The organism is Streptomyces sp. MGP-BFMKR1, from assembly GCF_057766585.1.
In genome coordinates, this window is the sequence record NZ_CM173408.1 from 1,730,544 (window position 1) to 1,745,791 (window position 15,248).

Sequence of the window (15,248 nt, forward strand, 5' to 3'; positions counted from 1 at the left end):
CACGGCCGGTGGCCGGCTCGCGGCGCGCGGAGTGGCCGTGATCGGACTCGCCGGGCTGACCGAACTCGCCGCCCTGCCCTACCAGCACCTGCTGACCCTGCCCACCATGCCGTCCGCCGTGCGGGTGGCCCGCGAGACGGCCGAGCTGGCGCTGGCCGAGTGGGGCATCAGCGCCACCGTGCGACACCCGGTCACCGACCCGGCCCTGCTGATCCTGAGCGAGCTGGTGACCAACAGCGTGCGGCACGCCTCCGCGCTCTCCTCCCAGATCACCATCATGTACGCGGCGAGCCGGGACACCTTCGCCTTCGGGGTACACGACCGCCACCCGTACCAGCCGCCGCTGTACGGCGCGATGACCGGCGGCGGCAGCGGGCTCGCCACCGTCGTCCAGCTCACGCTGGAGCTGGCCGGCACCGCGGGCGTGCGGCAGGACGCCGACGGCGGCGGCAAGAGCATCTGGGTCACCCTGCCCCTGTGACCCCCGCGAGGGGGGCGGCCCGTGGTCCCGGGTCGATCCGCCCGGCGTGCGCGGGTGAGGATGGCCGCATGCTGAGGAATGCTGGGCGGATGCGTCGCGTGGGGCTCGTGCGGCCCCGGCATCGGTGGGCGGCCGAGCGCGGGGGGAATGGGAGGCCGGTTCGATGAGCACGCCGCTGTACCAACTCAAGGCCGAGTTCTTCAAGACGCTCGGGCATCCGGTCCGCATCCGCGTACTGGAGCTGCTGAGCCAGCGCGAGCACGCGGTCGCCGAGTTGCTGCCCGAGGTGGGGGTCGGGCCAGCGCACCTGTCGCAGCAGCTCGCCGTGTTGCGGCGGGCGAACCTGGTCGTGCCCCGCAGGGAGGGCTCGACCGTCTACTACGCGCTGACCAGTCCCCGCGTCGCCGAACTGCTGGCGACGGCCCGCACCATCCTCACCGGCGTCCTCGCCAACCAGGCCGAACTGCTCGCCGACCTCCAGGCCGCGACGGACCGGGCCGACCCGCCGCCTTGAGGCGCCACCTTGAGGCCCCGCCTTGATGCCCCGCGCCCGGGCCACGCGGGTGGCCAGCCGCCCCAGGGAGCACGGCGGCCGGCTGAGGCCGGGGCCGACACGCGGCGCGGACGCGGGGCGCCGTCGCACGCCCCGGCCCACCCCACCGTGCCGCCCACCCCGCCCTACGGTCCGGCGCGGTGTCGGCCGCGCGCCGAGCCCGTCGGGCGGCCCCGCTCCGGGGCGGGGCCCTGCGGCTCGGCGTCCGCGGGCCGGGGTTCGGCCTCGCCCAGGCCGTACGCGCTCGGGGGGAAGGGGCCCGGCGGGTAGCTGGGGCGGGGCGGGTAGCGGGGGTCGGTCGCCGGGGCCGGTGGGCGCTCGGGGTCCTGGGGCGGCCTCGCGGCCTCGCGCGCGGCCTCCTCGGCGCGTGCGGTGGGCCGCTGACGCCCGGCGTCGCCCTGCTGGGTGCGCTCGCGCTCGCGCCAGGCGTGCAGCCGCGACCTGACGTCCTCGGGAGGCAGGAACTGGGCCCAGCGCTCGGGGAACTCCGACGGGGGCTCGGCGTCCGCCCCGTCCCCGTCGCCGTCCTCCGCCATGGCCGCCGCCTCGGCGTAGGCGCGGGCCACCGCCCGGCGCCGCTCGCGCTCGCGCTCCTCGCGGGCCGCCGCCGTGGCGACCGAGGGCCAGACCCGGTCCAGGGCGGCGTTGACCGCGGCGCCGACCAGGACCGCGAACGCGGACACCCCGATCCACAGGAGTACCGCCACCGGCGCCGCGAGGGAGCCGTAGATGGTGGGGCCCTCGACCGTCTGGGTCAGGTAGATGCGGAGCAGGAAGCTGCCGAGCACCCACATGGTCAGGGCGATCAGCGCGCCCGGGATGTCCTCCCGCCAGGGCGAGCGCACGGGCACCGAGACGTGGTAGAGCGTGGTCAGGAAGGCGACGGAGAGCAGGATGACCACGGGCCAGTACAGGACGCGTACGGTGTCCGCGCTGCGCGGGAAGATCTGCACCACCGCGTCGGGCCCCACCACCATCAGCGGCAGCGCCACCGCCCCCACGAGCAGGGCGACCAGGTAGAGCAGGAAGGCCAGCAGCCGCGTCTTGACGATGCCGCGGTGCCCTTCGAGCCCGTACATGATCGTGATGGTGTCGACGAAGACGTTCACCGCACGCGAGCCGGACCACAGGGCGATGGCGAAGCCGAGCGAGATCACGTCGGGTCTGCCGCCCTCGATGACGTCGTCGAGCAGGGGCCGGGCGATGTCGCTCACGCCCTTGTCCGACAGGACGGTGCCCGAGGCGTCGAGGATGTTGTCCCGGATGGTGGCGACGGTCTCGGTGTTGGTCCAGGCGTCGAGGTAGCCGAGCAGCCCGATGAGGCCGAGCAGCAGCGGCGGCAGCGAGAGCAGCGTGAAGAACGCCGCCTCGGCGGCGAGGCCGGTGACCCGGTATTCCATGCAGGAGTTGACGGTGTCCTTCAGGAGCAGCCACGCCATCTTGCGCTTGGACACATGCTGCGACAGGGCACGTGCCCTGCGCAGTCGACCGGTCGGCCGACTGGGGGATTCGTTCGCTGGCTGCACGTCTTCACCGTATCTGTCCTTTCGCCCCTGGCTTGCCGGATGACCTGGGCCGATCGCGGGCGGGCGGAGGCCGCGTGGTTGGCTGCCGGCATGACCACCACCGTGACCACCTGGTATCTGGAACAGACCGCTCCCGGCGACCTCTCCCCCGCGCCCGCGCCGGCGCCCGACGCCGGGGTGCGGATCGTGCGCGCCGAGGTCCCGAGCCCCGAGTTCAGCCGCTTCCTGTACGCCTCCGTCGGCGGGGACATCGCCTGGACCGACCGGCTGGCGTGGACGTACGCCCAGTGGCAGCGGGCGCTGGCCCGCCCGGGTGTGGAGACCTGGGTGGCGTACGAGCGGGGCACGCCGGCCGGGTACGTCGAGCTGGCGGCGAACCCAGACGGCTCCGCCGGTTCCACCAGTTCCTCCGGTTCCGCCAGTTCCTCCGGCTCCGCCAGTTCCTCGGGCTCCGCCGGCTCCGTGGAGATCGTCTACTTCGGGCTGCTGCCGGCCTTCCGGGGGCGGCGCATCGGCGGGCACCTGCTGTCGGTCGGGGTCCAGCGGGCGTGGGACCTCGGCGAGCGGTGGCCGGATCTGCCCGCCACCCGGCGGGTGTGGCTGCACACCTGCTCCAAGGACGGCGAGCACGCGCTCGGCAACTACCAGAAGCGCGGCTTCAGCGTCTACCGGACCACGACCGACGAGGAGCCGGAGCCGGTCAGTCCGGGGCCGTGGCCCGGCGCGTACCCGGCTCCCACCAGCGCGTAAGGCGGGGCTGTGAGGGCGCGACGCGAACCCCGTTCACTCGTGTGAGCGACCCCACAGCATCCCACTCCGCGAGACTCCATCGCCCACATACTGGACAATGCTGGACGGTCAACAAAGGCCCGTGCCAGGCTTCCGTCATGTCTAGAGCTGGAATCGCCTTGGTGAGTCGACGACACGTCGACCTCGGACGCATGTCCAGCGCCATCTGTTCGGCGGGCTGACAGCACAGCACCACCGCGTTTTCCGCCGTCCCCGCCGCCGCGGACGTGCGTGTTCCGTTGATCTCACGACACCCCGCCCCGGCCCGTCACGGGCCGCCACGCGTCCGCTCGCGCGCGGTTCGGCGGGGTTCCGCCGGCCCAGCCCGCTAGGTTGCGGCGCCCTGGCGCGCAGCCGAGAGTTTCAGCGCAGCCCCGCTTTCCCCTGGCTGAGCCCACGCCCGCGCTCAGCCACGTCGCCATCCGCCACGCTCGCCGCACGCCGTCCCGCACGGCCTCAAGCCGCCCCGAAGGACATATCGCCATGGCCGCCAATTCGGAACGCCCGCAGTCTCCGGCCCCGGGCGCCCCCGCCGCCGCGCCCCGCCGCAAGGCAGGTCGCCACCGTGGTGAGGGCCAGTGGGCCATGGGGCACTTCACTCCGCTCAACGGCAACGAGCAGGTCAAGAAGGACGACAACGGTCTCAATGTGCGGACACGCATTGAGACGACGTACTCCAAGACCGGTTTCGACACCATCGACCCGGCCGATCTGCGCGGCCGGATGCGCTGGTGGGGCCTGTACACCCAGCGCAAGCCCGGCATCGACGGCGGCAAGACCGCCATCCTGGAGCCGGAGGAGCTGGACGACAGCTACTTCATGATGCGGGTGCGCATCGACGGCGGGCGGCTGACGACCGAGCAACTGCGGGTGATCGGCGAGGTATCGCAGGAGTTCGCGCGCGGCACCGCGGACATCACCGACCGGCAGAACATCCAGTTCCACTGGATCAGGATCGAGGACGTGCCCGAGATCTGGCGCCGCCTCGAGGCCGTCGGGCTGTCGTCCACCGAGGCGTGCGGCGACACCCCGCGCACCATCCTCGGTTCCCCGGTCGCCGGCATCGCCGAGGACGAGATCATCGACGGCAGTTGGGCCATCGACGAGATCCACCGCCGGTACATCGGCGACCCGGCGTACTCGAACCTGCCGCGCAAGTTCAAGACCGCGGTCTCCGGCTCGCCGCTGCTCGACGTGGTGCACGAGATCAACGACGTCGCGTTCGTCGGCGTCCGCCACCCCGAGCACGGGCCCGGCTTCGACGTGTGGGTCGGCGGCGGCCTGTCCACCAACCCGAAGCTCGGCGTGCGGCTGGGCGCCTGGGTCCCGCTGGAGGAGGTGCCGGACGTCTTCGGCGGCGTCATCTCCATCTTCCGCGACTACGGCTACCGCCGGCTGCGCAACCGCGCCCGGCTGAAGTACCTGTTGGCCGACTGGGGCGCGGAGAAATTCCGGCAGGTGCTTGAGGACGAGTACCTGAAGCGCGGGCTCACCGACGGGCCCGGGCCCGAGCAGCCCGTCGAGCGCTGGCGCGACCACGTGGGCGTGCACCGGCAGCGGGACGGCCGCTACTACGTCGGTTTCGCGCCGCGGGTGGGCCGCGTGGACGGCACGACGCTCACCAAGATCTCCGAGCTGGCGCAGGAGCACGGATCGGGGCGCCTGCGTACGACCGCCGAGCAGAAGATGATCATCCTCGACGTGGCGCGGGACCGGGTGGACTCGCTGGTCGCGGGCCTGGAGGCGCTGGAGCTCCAGGTGAACCCGTCGACGTTCCGGCGCGGCACCATGGCGTGCACCGGCATCGAGTTCTGCAAGCTGGCCATCGTCGAGACCAAGGCGCGCGGCGCGGCGCTGATCGACGAGTTGGAGCGGCGGCTGCCGGACTTCGACGAGCCGCTCACCATCAACATCAACGGCTGCCCCAACGCCTGCGCCCGTATCCAGGTCGCCGACATCGGACTCAAGGGCCAGTTGGTCACGGACAGCGACGGCAACCAGGTCGAGGGCTATCAGGTGCACCTCGGCGGCGCGCTCGGGCTTGAGGCCGGGTTCGGTCGCAAGGTCCGCGGCCTCAAGGTCACCTCGGCCGAACTCCCCGACTACGTCGAGCGGTTGCTGACCCGATTCCAGGACCAGCGCGCCGACGGAGAGCGGTTCGCCCAGTGGGTCGGCCGAGCGGCCGAAGGAGACCTGTCGTGAGCGAGCGGACCGCGCCATTCTACTGTCCGTACTGCGGCGAGGAGGACCTCCGTCCGTCCGAAGAGGGCCGCGGCGCCTGGGAATGTGTCTCCTGCAACCGTGCGTTCCGACTGTCGTTCCTAGGACTGCTAGCTGCCGGTCTGCGGCGCGACGACGCCGAGACCGGCGAGAGGAGTGGTCGTCATGACGACGACTGAGCACCGCACGGCGAGCGCGCTACAGGAGTTGGCCGAGCGGGCGGGCCGCGAACTGGAGGACGCGCCGGCCCTGGAGATCCTGCGCTGGGGCGTCGAGACGTTCGGCGCGCGCTTCTGCGTGACCTCCTCGATGGAGGACGCCGTCGTGGCACACCTGGCGGCGCGCGTACGGCCCGGCGTGGACGTGGTCTTCCTCGACACCGGCTACCACTTCCCCGAGACCATCGGCACCCGGGACGCGGTGGGGGCGGTGATGGACGTCAACCTGATCACGTTGACGCCCCGTCAGACGGTGGCCGAGCAGGACGCGGAGCACGGGCCGCGGCTGCACGACCGCGACCCGGACCTGTGCTGCGCGCTGCGCAAGGTGGCCCCTCTTGAGGAGGGGCTCGCCGGCTACGACGCGTGGGCGACGGGCCTGCGCCGCGACGAGTCACCGACCCGCGCCGGCACGCCGGTGGTGGGCTGGGACGCGCGGCGCGGCAAGGTGAAGCTGTCGCCGATAGCCCGCTGGACGCAGGAGGACGTGGACGCCTACGTCACCGAGCACGGCGTCCTCACCAACCCGCTGCTGATGGACGGTTACGCCTCCGTCGGCTGCGCCCCCTGCACCCGCCGGGTACGCGCGGGCGAGGACGCGCGGGCCGGGCGCTGGGCGGGGCGCGGAAAGACGGAATGCGGGCTGCACGGCTGATGACGGACACACACATACCCCAGGAGCCATCGATGAGCACGGCCCCGGCAGACGGGTCCACCGCGGACACCCCGCACGACGCGGACGCCGTGAACACCGCGAACGCCGTGCGGGCCGCCCGGTCGGTCGGCGGGACGGTGTGGCTGACCGGCCTGCCCAGCGCGGGCAAGACGACGATCGCCTACGCGCTGGCCGAGCGGCTGACCAGCGAGGGCCACCGGGTCGAGGTGCTCGACGGCGACGAGATCCGCGAGTTCCTCTCGGCCGGGCTCGGCTTCTCGCGCGCGGACCGGCACACCAACGTGCAGCGGATCGGCTTCGTGGCCGAACTGCTCGCCTCGCACGGCGTCATCACGCTGGTGCCGGTGATCGCCCCGTACGCCGACAGCCGGGAGGCTGTGCGCCAGCGGCACCAGAGCGCGGGCACGCCGTACCTGGAGGTGCACGTGGCGACGCCGGTCGAGGTCTGCTCCGAGCGTGACGTGAAGGGCCTGTACGCCAAGCAGGCGGCGGGCGAGATCTCCGGGCTGACCGGCGTGGACGACCCGTACGAGGCGCCGACGGACCCGGACCTGCGGATCGAGACACACCGGCAGGGCGTGCACGAGTCCGCGGCGGCGCTGCACGCGCTGCTGGCCAGTCGGGGGATGGTGTGAGCGGCGCACGCACGGCGAACGACGCACACTGCGACCTAGAGGAGCCCCCCATGACACCCCCCGCGTCCGTCGGTGCGGACACCGACAACCCGTACGCGCTCGCCCATCTGGACGCCCTGGAGTCCGAGGCGGTGCACATCTTCCGCGAGGTGGCGGGCGAGTTCGAGCGGCCGGTGATCCTCTTCTCCGGCGGCAAGGACTCGATCGTGATGCTGCACCTGGCGCTGAAGGCGTTCACGCCGGCGCCGGTGCCCTTCGCGCTGTTGCACGTGGACACCGGGCACAACTTCCCCGAGGTCATCGACTACCGGGACCGGGTCGCGGAGCGGCACGGGCTGCGGCTGCACGTGGCGTCCGTACAGGAGTTCATCGACCGCGGCGAGCTGCGCGAGCGGCCCGACGGCACGCGTAACCCGCTCCAGACGGTGCCGCTGCTGGACGCCATCGAGAAGAACCGCTTCGACGCGGTCTTCGGCGGCGGGCGGCGGGACGAGGAGAAGGCGCGGGCCAAGGAGCGGGTGTTCTCGCTACGGGACGAGTTCGGCGGCTGGGACCCGCGCCGCCAGCGCCCGGAGCTGTGGCAGCTCTACAACGGCCGCCACTCCCCCGGCGAACACGTCCGCGTCTTCCCGCTGTCGAACTGGACCGAGCTGGACGTGTGGCAGTACATCGAGCGGGAGAAGATCGACCTCCCCGCGATCTACTACGCGCACGAGCGCGAGGTGTTCTCGCGCTCGGGCATGTGGCTGGCGCCCGGCGAGTGGGGCGGCCCCCGCGAGGGCGAGCGGGTCGAACGCCGCCTGGTGCGCTACCGCACCGTCGGCGACATGTCCTGCACCGGCGCCGTCGACTCCCAGGCGGCGACCATCTCGCAGGTCATCGAGGAGATAGCCGCGTCCAGACTCACCGAGCGGGGCGCCACGCGGGCGGACGACAAGCTGTCCGAGGCCGCGATGGAAGACCGCAAGCGCGAGGGGTACTTCTAACCATGACGAGCATCATCACCGGCCAGCCCGGGCCGACCGAGCGGGCGCCGGCCACCTCGCTGCTGCGCTTCGCGACCGCCGGCAGCGTGGACGACGGCAAGTCCACGCTGGTGGGGCGGCTGCTGCACGACTCCAAGTCCGTGCTGGCCGACCAGTTGGAGGCGGTCGAGCACGCCTCGCGGCACCGTGGCACGGAGGGCCCCGACCTGGCGCTGCTGACCGACGGGCTGCGCGCCGAGCGCGAGCAGGGCATCACCATCGACGTCGCCTACCGCTACTTCGCCACACCCCGACGCCGCTTCATCCTCGCCGACACCCCGGGCCACGTGCAGTACACCCGCAACATGGTCACCGGCGCCTCCACCGCCGAACTGGCCGTCGTCCTGGTCGACGCCCGCAACGGCGTCGTCGAACAGACCCGCCGACACGCCGCCGTCGCCGCCCTGCTGCGCGTGCCCCACATCGTGCTCGCCGTCAACAAGATGGACCTGGTGGACTACGCGGAGCCGGTGTTCGCCGCGATCGCCGAGGAGTTCAGCGCGTACGTGGCCTCGCTCGGCATCCCCGGCTGGAGCGCCGTCAGCACGTCCGGCGCGGCGGGTTCGGCGGGCTCGGCAAGTCCAGCCGACGCGTGGTGCACGGCCATCCCGATCTCGGCGCTGGCCGGCGACAACGTGGTGACCCCGTCGGCGAACATGGACTGGTACGGCGGCCCCACGGTGCTCGAACACCTGGAGACGGTGCCGGTCGTGGCCGACCCGGCGCGCGACGTGGCCCGCTTCCCGGTGCAGTACGTCATCCGCCCGCAGTCCGCCGAGCACCCCGACTACCGCGGCTACGCGGGCCAGGTGGCCTCCGGCGTGCTGCGGGTGGGCCAACCGGTGGTGGTGCTGCCGTCCGGGCGCGAGAGCGTGATCGAGGGCATCGACGCGCTGGGCGACCCGGTGGACGCGGCCTGGGCGCCGCAGTCGGTGACGCTGCGGCTCGCCGACGACCTCGACGTCTCGCGCGGCGACCTGATCGCCCCGGCCGACGCGGCCCCCACCAGCACCCAGGACGTGGCGGCGACGGTGTGCCACGTGGCGGACCGGCCGCTGCGCGTCGGCGACCGCGTGCTGCTCAAGCACACCACCCGCACGGTCAAGGCCATCGTCAAGGACATCCCCTCGCGGCTGACCCTCGACGACCTGTCCCAGCACCCGGCGCCGGGCGAGTTGGTCGCCAACGACATCGGCCGGGTGGTGCTGCGGACCGCGCAGCCGCTGGCGCTCGACGCGTACGCCGCGTCCCGGCGCACCGGCTCCTTCCTGCTCATCGATCCGGCGGACGGCACGACGCTGACCGCGGGCATGGCCGGCGAGGCGTTCGCCGCCGGTCCGGCGGAGTCGGGCGCGCGGCCCGGCGGCGACGCGGAACGGGGTGCGTGACATGGCGGGTGAGGCGTTCTCGACGTTCGCGAAGGAGGGCGGTCGCGTGGGCAGCGGCGCGCTCGGCGCCGGTCAGGGCGGGGTCGGGCGATGTGCGTGCTAACCGCCCGCTGTCCCCTCACCCCCCGCGCCCCCGGCCGCCCGGCCGGATCGCTCGTGCCCTTCCGTACCCCGGAACCACCGCCGGTACCGCCGTGAGGCGTGCCCCGGCTCGCTGAGAGGAACCACCTTTCATGTCTGCCCTTCCCGCGTCCCGCGCCCGCAGAGCCCGTCGCCGCCTCCTGGCCGCCACCGCCCTGGCCCCGCTGCTGATCGGCGCGCTGGCCGCCTGCGGCTACGGGTCGCAGAAGGAGGACGACGGGAAGAAGCCCGCGGCGAAGGCCAAGGGGGCGAAGATCGACGGCCTGGACTCGGTGCGGATCGGCTACTTCGCCAACGTCACGCACGCCACCCCGCTGGTGGGCATCCAGGAGGGGCTGATCCAGAAGGAGTTGGGCGGCACCCAGATCAAGCCGTTCACCTTCAACGCCGGACCCTCGGAGATCGAGGCGCTCAACGCGGGCTCCATCGACATCGGTTGGATCGGCCCGTCGCCCGCCATCAACGGCTACACCAGGTCCGGCGGCCAGAACCTGCGCATCATCGGCGGCTCCGCCTCCGGCGGCGTCTCGCTCGTCGCCAACCCGGACAAGATCAAGACGCCCGCCGACCTGGAGGGCAAGCGGATCGCGACCCCGCAGAAGGGCAACACGCAGGACGTCGCGCTGCTGAACTACCTGTCCGAGAAGGGTTACGACGTCGACGCCCAGACCGGCAAGGGCGACGTGTCGGTGATCCGGCAGGACAACAAGGAGATCCCCACCACCTTCAAGCAGGGTGGGATCGACGGGGCGTGGGTGCCGGAGCCGACCGCCTCCAAGCTGGTGGCCGAGGGCGGCAAGGTCATCCTGGACGAGCGTGACCTGTGGGAGGACGGCAAGTTCGTCATCACCAACGTGATCGTCTCGCAGAAGTTCCTCAAGGAGCACCCGAAGGTCGTCGAGGCGGTGCTGCGCGGCTCGGTGCGCACCAACGACTGGATCAAGGCCAACCCGGACGCGGCCAAGAAGCAGGTCAACGCTGCCCTGAAGAACCTGACCGGGAGCCAGTTGGACGCCAAGGTCCTCGACCCGGCCTTCAAGAACGTGGACGTCACCAACGACCCGCTCGCCAAGACGCTGCGGGACGAGGCGGAGCACGCCGTCGAAGCGGGCCTGCTGGAGGAGCCCGAGCTCGACGGCATCTACGACCTCACACTGCTGAACAAGGTGCTCAAGGCCGCGGGGAAGCCCGAGGTCGAGGACGCCGGGCTCGGCGCCAGCTAGCACGCGCTACTCGCCACCCCCCACGCGCCGCCCCCCACGTCCTACCGCCCACCGGCCCCCTTCCCAGGAGGTGACGCCATGACCGCCACGCTCACCCAACAGCCCGTCACGACGGAACGGTCCAGCGGCTACGCCGCGCGCATCGACCACGTCTCCAAGTCGTTCGGCCGCCCCGGCGCCCGGCAGCAGGTGCTCGACGACATCGCGCTGGACGTCGCGCCCGGCGAGTTCGTCTGCCTGCTCGGCGCCTCCGGGTGCGGCAAGTCCACGCTGCTCAACCTGGTCGCCGGGCTCGACAAGCCGACCGTCGGCAGCATCGACGTGCCGGGCGGGCGGCCGGCCCTGATGTTCCAGGAACACGCGCTGTTCCCGTGGCTGACGGCCGGCAAGAACATCGAGTTGGCGCTGCGGATGCGGGGGGTGCCGCGCGCGGAGCGGCGCCCGGAGGCCGAGCGGCTGCTGAACCTGGTGCGGCTCAAGGGCGCGTACGGCAAGCGGGTGCACGAGCTGTCCGGCGGCATGCGGCAGCGGGTGGCGCTGTCCAGGGCGCTGGCCCAGGACAGCAGGCTGCTGCTGATGGACGAGCCGTTCGCGGCCCTCGACGCCATCACCCGGGACGTGCTGCACGAGGAGCTGACCCGCATCTGGGCCGAGACGCACGTCTCGGTGCTGTTCGTCACGCACAACGTGAGCGAGGCGGTACGGCTCGCCCAGCGCGTGGTGCTGCTCTCCTCGCGGCCCGGCCGGATCGCCCGCGAGTGGACCGTGGACATACCCCACCCGCGGCGCATCGAGGACGCCGCGGTCGCCGACCTGTCCGTAGAGATCACCGAGCAGCTCCGTGGGGAGATCCGGCGCCATGGCCAGCACTGACAACTCCGCCTCCACGGGACCGGCGGGCCCAGCGGGCTCGGAGCCCCAGGCGACGGGTGGCGCCGCCGGCACCACCGTCACCAAGGAGTCGGCCGCGACCGACGCGGCCGAGGGCACCCCGGACCAGCTCGCCGGCCTGGAGGCCGGCCTGGACGCGCTGGACACCCAGACCAGGACCCGGGTGCCGCTGGCCCGGGTGCTGCTCGACAAGGTCGTGCCGCCCGTGGTGGCGATCGCCCTGGTCCTGACGGCCTGGCAGCTCGCCTACCACTTCGAGGTCAAGCCGCACTACCAGTTGCCCAGCCCCGCCGACGTGGCACGGGCCCTCCAGGACAAGTGGCTGGACGGCACGCTGCTGGGCTACGTGTGGGAGAGCGTCTCGCGCGGCGCGCTCGGCTTCGCGGCCTCGCTGCTCATCGGCACGCCGCTGGGTCTCCTGGTGGCGCGGGTGCGGTTCGTGCGCGCGGCCATCGGCCCGATCCTCTCCGGCCTCCAGTCGCTGCCGTCGGTGGCCTGGGTGCCGGCGGCGATCATCTGGTTCGGGCTGACCAACTCGACCATCTACGCGGTGGTGTTGCTCGGCGCGGTGCCCTCGATCGCCAACGGGCTGGTCGCCGGGGTCGACCAGATTCCGCCGCTGTACCTGCGCGCGGGCCGCACCATCGGGGCCACCGGGTTCGCCGGCATCCGCCACGTGCTGCTGCCGGCCGCGCTGCCCGGCTACATCGCCGGGCTCAAGCAGGGGTGGGCGTTCTCCTGGCGCTCGCTGATGGCGGCCGAGCTGATCGCGACCTCGCCGGAGCTGGGCACCGGGCTCGGTCAGTTGCTGGACCAGGCGCGGGTGGACTCGGACATGTCGCTGGTGCTGGCGGCGATCCTGCTCATCCTCATCGTGGGCATCGGCATCGAGTTGCTGATCTTCGCGCCGATCGAGCGGCGGGTGCTGCGCAGCCGCGGCCTGCTGGCCAGCAACCGCTAGGGGTACGTCGATGCACGCGAACGCACTGGTGATCATCGCGCACGGCAGCCGCGACCCGCGGCACGCGGCGACCGTCACCGAGCTGACCGCTCGGGTCCGGGCGCTGCGGCCGGGGCTGCGGGTGGAGGTCGGCTACCTGGACTTCTGCGCGCCGAGCGTGTCACAGGTGCTGTCGCGGCTGGCGGCCGACGGCGTACGGGACGTGGTGGCGGTGCCGCTGCTGCTCACCCACGCCTTCCACGCCAAGGCCGACATTCCCGCGGTGCTCGACGCGGCCCGCGCCGCGCTGCCGCGGCTGAGCGTGCGGCAGGCGGCGGTACTCGGCCCGTCCGCACTGCTCGGCGCCGCCCTTGAGCGGCGCCTCGCGGAAGCCGGGGTGCGCCCCGGCGACCGCGGTACCACCGGGGTCGTGTTGGCCTCGGCGGGCTCCTCAGACCCGGAGGCGATCGCAGTGATCGCAGAAATCGCGCGGGAGTGGCGGCACACCGGTTGGTGCGCCGTGCGGCCTGCGTTCGCCTCCGCGGCAGCCCCGCTCACCTCGATCCCACGGACCGAGGACGCGGTGCGCGCGCTGCGCGCCGACGGCGCCCGGCGGGTGGCCGTCGCGCCGTACGTGATCGCGCCCGGGCGGCTGCCCGACCGCATCGCGGACGGGGCCGCGCGGGCCGGCGCCGACGTGCTGGCCGACGTGCTCGGGCCGGCTCCGGAGGTGGCAGCGCTGGTGCTGCGCCGCTACGAGCAGGCGCGTCAGGCGCGAGCGGTGCGCACGCCGTTGGGCGTACCGCTCAGCGCCTGACCGTACGGCCCCACTCGCTTCGGTCGGGGCCCGACCGGTGAGGGTGACCGGCCGGGAGGGTGGTGGGCAACGTTGCCATGCTCTGCTCCACGGCGGCGTTGCCCCACGTGCGGTCAGGGGCCGGGCCCGCGCTCGGGCCCGGGTGCGCCGTCAGCGGGAGACGCGGCGCATGGCGTGTCGTACGCCGCCCAGCGCGACGCCGAGGTGGCGCCCCAGCCGGGTGGCCGCCTGGCGGCTGGCCTCGCGGGCCATGAACGCCAGCAGCGGGCCGGCGCTGGCCTTGGTGATCAGGGCGAAGCAGTCCGTGGTGCCGATGTGCTCGGCGAAGAACCCGTCGAGTTCGGGGTCGCCGCTGCGCGGCGCCTGCCCGTAGAGCTGGGACAGCAGGCCGCCCAGGGCCTCCCTGACCACGAGCTTCTCGGCGTCGATCTGCTCGGGCCGGTGGCCGAGCCACCGCATGGTGGCGACGCCGAGGCGCTGCACCTGCTCCGGCACCGGGCGGTCGGGCTGCGGGAAGACGCGGTCGGGTCCGAAGGTCTTGGTGAACCCGGCGTGTATGCCCGGGTTCTGGGTCCGCAGGACCACGTACGTGTGTCCGAACGGGTTCCGCAACAGGACCTCGGTGATCAGGAACCGCGCCTGCACCCGGGCCGACAGCTTGGAGCGCCGGTGCGCGGGCAGCAGCCCCGCCGCGTCCAGGTAGACCACGCGCTTGCCGAAGAAACGCTTGCGCTGATATCCCGCCCAGCCGACGACCTCGTCGTCCGGCGCCAGGGTCAGCGTGAAGTTGGAGACCTGGTCGAAGAAGTTCTGTTCCTTGCGCGCCTTCCAGTAGTTGGAGTGGTCGGTCTCGAAGGTCCGGGTGGCGACGTCGGCCACCACGTCGAAGATCCGCTCGCGGCAGCCGTCGGCCAGCTTGGCCGGGGCTGTCCAACTGGCTGAGCGGTAGCCGTTGTGCAGGTTGCGCACCTTGGGCGGCGCCGAGAATCCCCGCAGATCGGCTGCGGTCAGTCGTAACGTGCCCACTGTCAGTCGTCCTCGCTTCTCGTGGCGGGTGCCAGGATCAGGGGAAAGCTTAAGCACGCTACGTTGCGGTAAGGTAACTCGCCGGCCAACAGAACAAGGGGTACTTCCGCGCAATAGCCGCAGGTGAGCGGGCATGTGACTGACCTAACGCGGCGAGGCGGCCGGGCGGGTTTACTGGCCGGTCAGCGGGCGTGACGGCTCCCCTCGTAACCCTTCCCCGGCGCCCCGGGTGTGGCGCATCCCACACGGACAGTGACCACGGCCGCGCGCGGCGAGCGGGCGACTCGCGAACGGGAACCGGATGCCGGGCGACGCCGTCGCATCCTCGCGGCGGGCGCGTCCGTACGACGACACGTCAGCACGAGGGCGCGTCAGCACGAGGCGGTCCGCCGACCCTTCGGAACGCGGTGGAGGGACCACGGGACAAGGGGCCGGCCGTCGCGCCCCGTGGGGGTTGGGCGCGACGGCCGGACGCCTGGGGGCGCGCGCGACCGACAGCCGGCGCGCGGCTCTCCCGCTCCGTCGGGCGCGGCCACGGCCACCCCCGAGGAGACTCGAAACTCTGGCCGACCGACGGCGGCCGACACAACCAAGTTGAGGCGTTGTGACATATCCAACGCCTCGCATGTCGCCTGTGTGTGGCGCAAGTCGCGCACTTCGGTCTGCTTCCTTGGCAATAACTGACACAATTTACCTATG

General features: G+C 72.5%; 15 protein-coding genes. 13 read left to right on the forward strand and 2 right to left on the reverse strand.

The genetic code is table 11. The features are described 5' to 3' along the window. Window positions 1-106: 106 nt before the first annotated feature. Window positions 107-481: an ATP-binding protein gene (locus tag AC3CHW_RS06320; RefSeq protein ID WP_398611297.1), complete on the forward strand. Its 375-nt coding sequence runs from the start codon at window positions 107-109 to the stop codon at window positions 479-481. A 163-nt stretch (window positions 482-644) separates the two neighbouring features. Then, the gene (locus AC3CHW_RS06325; protein WP_176164658.1) at window positions 645-995 is read left to right on the forward strand and encodes an ArsR/SmtB family transcription factor; all 351 of its coding nucleotides are present in this window, start codon (window positions 645-647) and stop codon (window positions 993-995) included. 164 nt (window positions 996-1,159) lie between these two features. Here the strand turns inward: AC3CHW_RS06325 and AC3CHW_RS06330 are convergent, their stop codons facing one another. Then, on the reverse strand, window positions 1,160-2,560 hold the full coding sequence (locus AC3CHW_RS06330; protein WP_398611236.1) for a YihY/virulence factor BrkB family protein: 1,401 nt from the start codon (window positions 2,558-2,560) through the stop codon (window positions 1,160-1,162). A 90-nt stretch (window positions 2,561-2,650) separates the two neighbouring features. Between AC3CHW_RS06330 and AC3CHW_RS06335 the strand changes: the two genes are divergently transcribed. The 11 genes from AC3CHW_RS06335 (at window position 2,651) to AC3CHW_RS06385 (ending at window position 13,523) form a co-directional block, all read left to right on the forward strand. Beyond that, window positions 2,651-3,310: a GNAT family N-acetyltransferase gene (locus tag AC3CHW_RS06335; RefSeq protein WP_488469836.1), complete on the forward strand. Its 660-nt coding sequence runs from the start codon at window positions 2,651-2,653 to the stop codon at window positions 3,308-3,310. Between the two features lie 522 nt (window positions 3,311-3,832). Continuing rightward, on the forward strand, window positions 3,833-5,551 hold the full coding sequence (locus tag AC3CHW_RS06340; RefSeq protein WP_398611234.1) for a nitrite/sulfite reductase: 1,719 nt from the start codon (window positions 3,833-3,835) through the stop codon (window positions 5,549-5,551). Continuing rightward, complete coding sequence (locus AC3CHW_RS06345; RefSeq protein WP_398611233.1) at window positions 5,548-5,748, forward strand: hypothetical protein; 201 nt, start codon at window positions 5,548-5,550, stop codon at window positions 5,746-5,748. Before AC3CHW_RS06340 ends, AC3CHW_RS06345 begins: the two co-directional genes overlap by 4 nt. Next, on the forward strand, window positions 5,735-6,442 hold the full coding sequence (locus AC3CHW_RS06350; RefSeq protein ID WP_488469837.1) for a phosphoadenylyl-sulfate reductase: 708 nt from the start codon (window positions 5,735-5,737) through the stop codon (window positions 6,440-6,442). Before AC3CHW_RS06345 ends, AC3CHW_RS06350 begins: the two co-directional genes overlap by 14 nt. A 32-nt stretch (window positions 6,443-6,474) precedes the next feature. Then, entirely contained in the window at window positions 6,475-7,098 is a 624-nt protein-coding gene (cysC, locus tag AC3CHW_RS06355; protein WP_488469838.1) for an adenylyl-sulfate kinase, read from the forward strand. Window positions 7,099-7,148: 50 nt separating this feature from the next. Next, on the forward strand, window positions 7,149-8,084 hold the full coding sequence (cysD, locus tag AC3CHW_RS06360; protein WP_217198048.1) for a sulfate adenylyltransferase subunit CysD: 936 nt from the start codon (window positions 7,149-7,151) through the stop codon (window positions 8,082-8,084). 2 nt (window positions 8,085-8,086) lie between these two features. Next, a complete protein-coding gene (locus AC3CHW_RS06365; protein ID WP_488469839.1) occupies window positions 8,087-9,511 on the forward strand; it encodes a sulfate adenylyltransferase subunit 1 in 1,425 nt (474 codons plus the stop codon). Between the two features lie 233 nt (window positions 9,512-9,744). Further along, window positions 9,745-10,875, forward strand: a complete 1,131-nt coding sequence (locus AC3CHW_RS06370; RefSeq protein ID WP_488469840.1) for an aliphatic sulfonate ABC transporter substrate-binding protein — start codon at window positions 9,745-9,747, stop codon at window positions 10,873-10,875. A gap of 78 nt (window positions 10,876-10,953) precedes the next feature. Continuing rightward, window positions 10,954-11,748, forward strand: a complete 795-nt coding sequence (locus tag AC3CHW_RS06375) for an ABC transporter ATP-binding protein (protein ID WP_459247725.1) — start codon at window positions 10,954-10,956, stop codon at window positions 11,746-11,748. Next, window positions 11,735-12,727 (forward strand): ABC transporter permease, encoded by a 993-nt coding sequence (locus AC3CHW_RS06380; RefSeq protein ID WP_488469841.1) that lies wholly within the window; start codon window positions 11,735-11,737, stop codon window positions 12,725-12,727. Before AC3CHW_RS06375 ends, AC3CHW_RS06380 begins: the two co-directional genes overlap by 14 nt. Before the next feature lie 10 nt (window positions 12,728-12,737). Next, window positions 12,738-13,523: a sirohydrochlorin chelatase gene (locus AC3CHW_RS06385; RefSeq protein WP_459247723.1), complete on the forward strand. Its 786-nt coding sequence runs from the start codon at window positions 12,738-12,740 to the stop codon at window positions 13,521-13,523. A gap of 150 nt (window positions 13,524-13,673) precedes the next feature. Here the strand turns inward: AC3CHW_RS06385 and AC3CHW_RS06390 are convergent, their stop codons facing one another. Beyond that, on the reverse strand, window positions 13,674-14,549 hold the full coding sequence (locus AC3CHW_RS06390; RefSeq protein ID WP_398611225.1) for a hypothetical protein: 876 nt from the start codon (window positions 14,547-14,549) through the stop codon (window positions 13,674-13,676). Window positions 14,550-15,248 lie beyond the last annotated feature (699 nt).

What these genes read in the sequence shown, in the direction of transcription:
- AC3CHW_RS06325 (WP_176164658.1), top strand. Translation starts at nt 645, where the DNA reads ATGAGCACGCCGCTGTACCAACTCAAGGCCGAGTTCTTCAAGACGCTC.
- AC3CHW_RS06335 (WP_488469836.1), top strand. Translation starts at nt 2,651, where the DNA reads ATGACCACCACCGTGACCACCTGGTATCTGGAACAGACCGCTCCCGGC.
- AC3CHW_RS06385 (WP_459247723.1), top strand. Translation starts at nt 12,738, where the DNA reads ATGCACGCGAACGCACTGGTGATCATCGCGCACGGCAGCCGCGACCCG.
- cysC (WP_488469838.1), top strand. Translation starts at nt 6,475, where the DNA reads ATGAGCACGGCCCCGGCAGACGGGTCCACCGCGGACACCCCGCACGAC.
- AC3CHW_RS06320 (WP_398611297.1), top strand. Translation starts at nt 107, where the DNA reads ATGCCGTCCGCCGTGCGGGTGGCCCGCGAGACGGCCGAGCTGGCGCTG.
- AC3CHW_RS06380 (WP_488469841.1), top strand. Translation starts at nt 11,735, where the DNA reads ATGGCCAGCACTGACAACTCCGCCTCCACGGGACCGGCGGGCCCAGCG.
- AC3CHW_RS06340 (WP_398611234.1), top strand. Translation starts at nt 3,833, where the DNA reads ATGGCCGCCAATTCGGAACGCCCGCAGTCTCCGGCCCCGGGCGCCCCC.
- AC3CHW_RS06375 (WP_459247725.1), top strand. Translation starts at nt 10,954, where the DNA reads ATGACCGCCACGCTCACCCAACAGCCCGTCACGACGGAACGGTCCAGC.
- cysD (WP_217198048.1), top strand. Translation starts at nt 7,149, where the DNA reads ATGACACCCCCCGCGTCCGTCGGTGCGGACACCGACAACCCGTACGCG.
- AC3CHW_RS06350 (WP_488469837.1), top strand. Translation starts at nt 5,735, where the DNA reads ATGACGACGACTGAGCACCGCACGGCGAGCGCGCTACAGGAGTTGGCC.
- AC3CHW_RS06370 (WP_488469840.1), top strand. Translation starts at nt 9,745, where the DNA reads ATGTCTGCCCTTCCCGCGTCCCGCGCCCGCAGAGCCCGTCGCCGCCTC.
- AC3CHW_RS06365 (WP_488469839.1), top strand. Translation starts at nt 8,087, where the DNA reads ATGACGAGCATCATCACCGGCCAGCCCGGGCCGACCGAGCGGGCGCCG.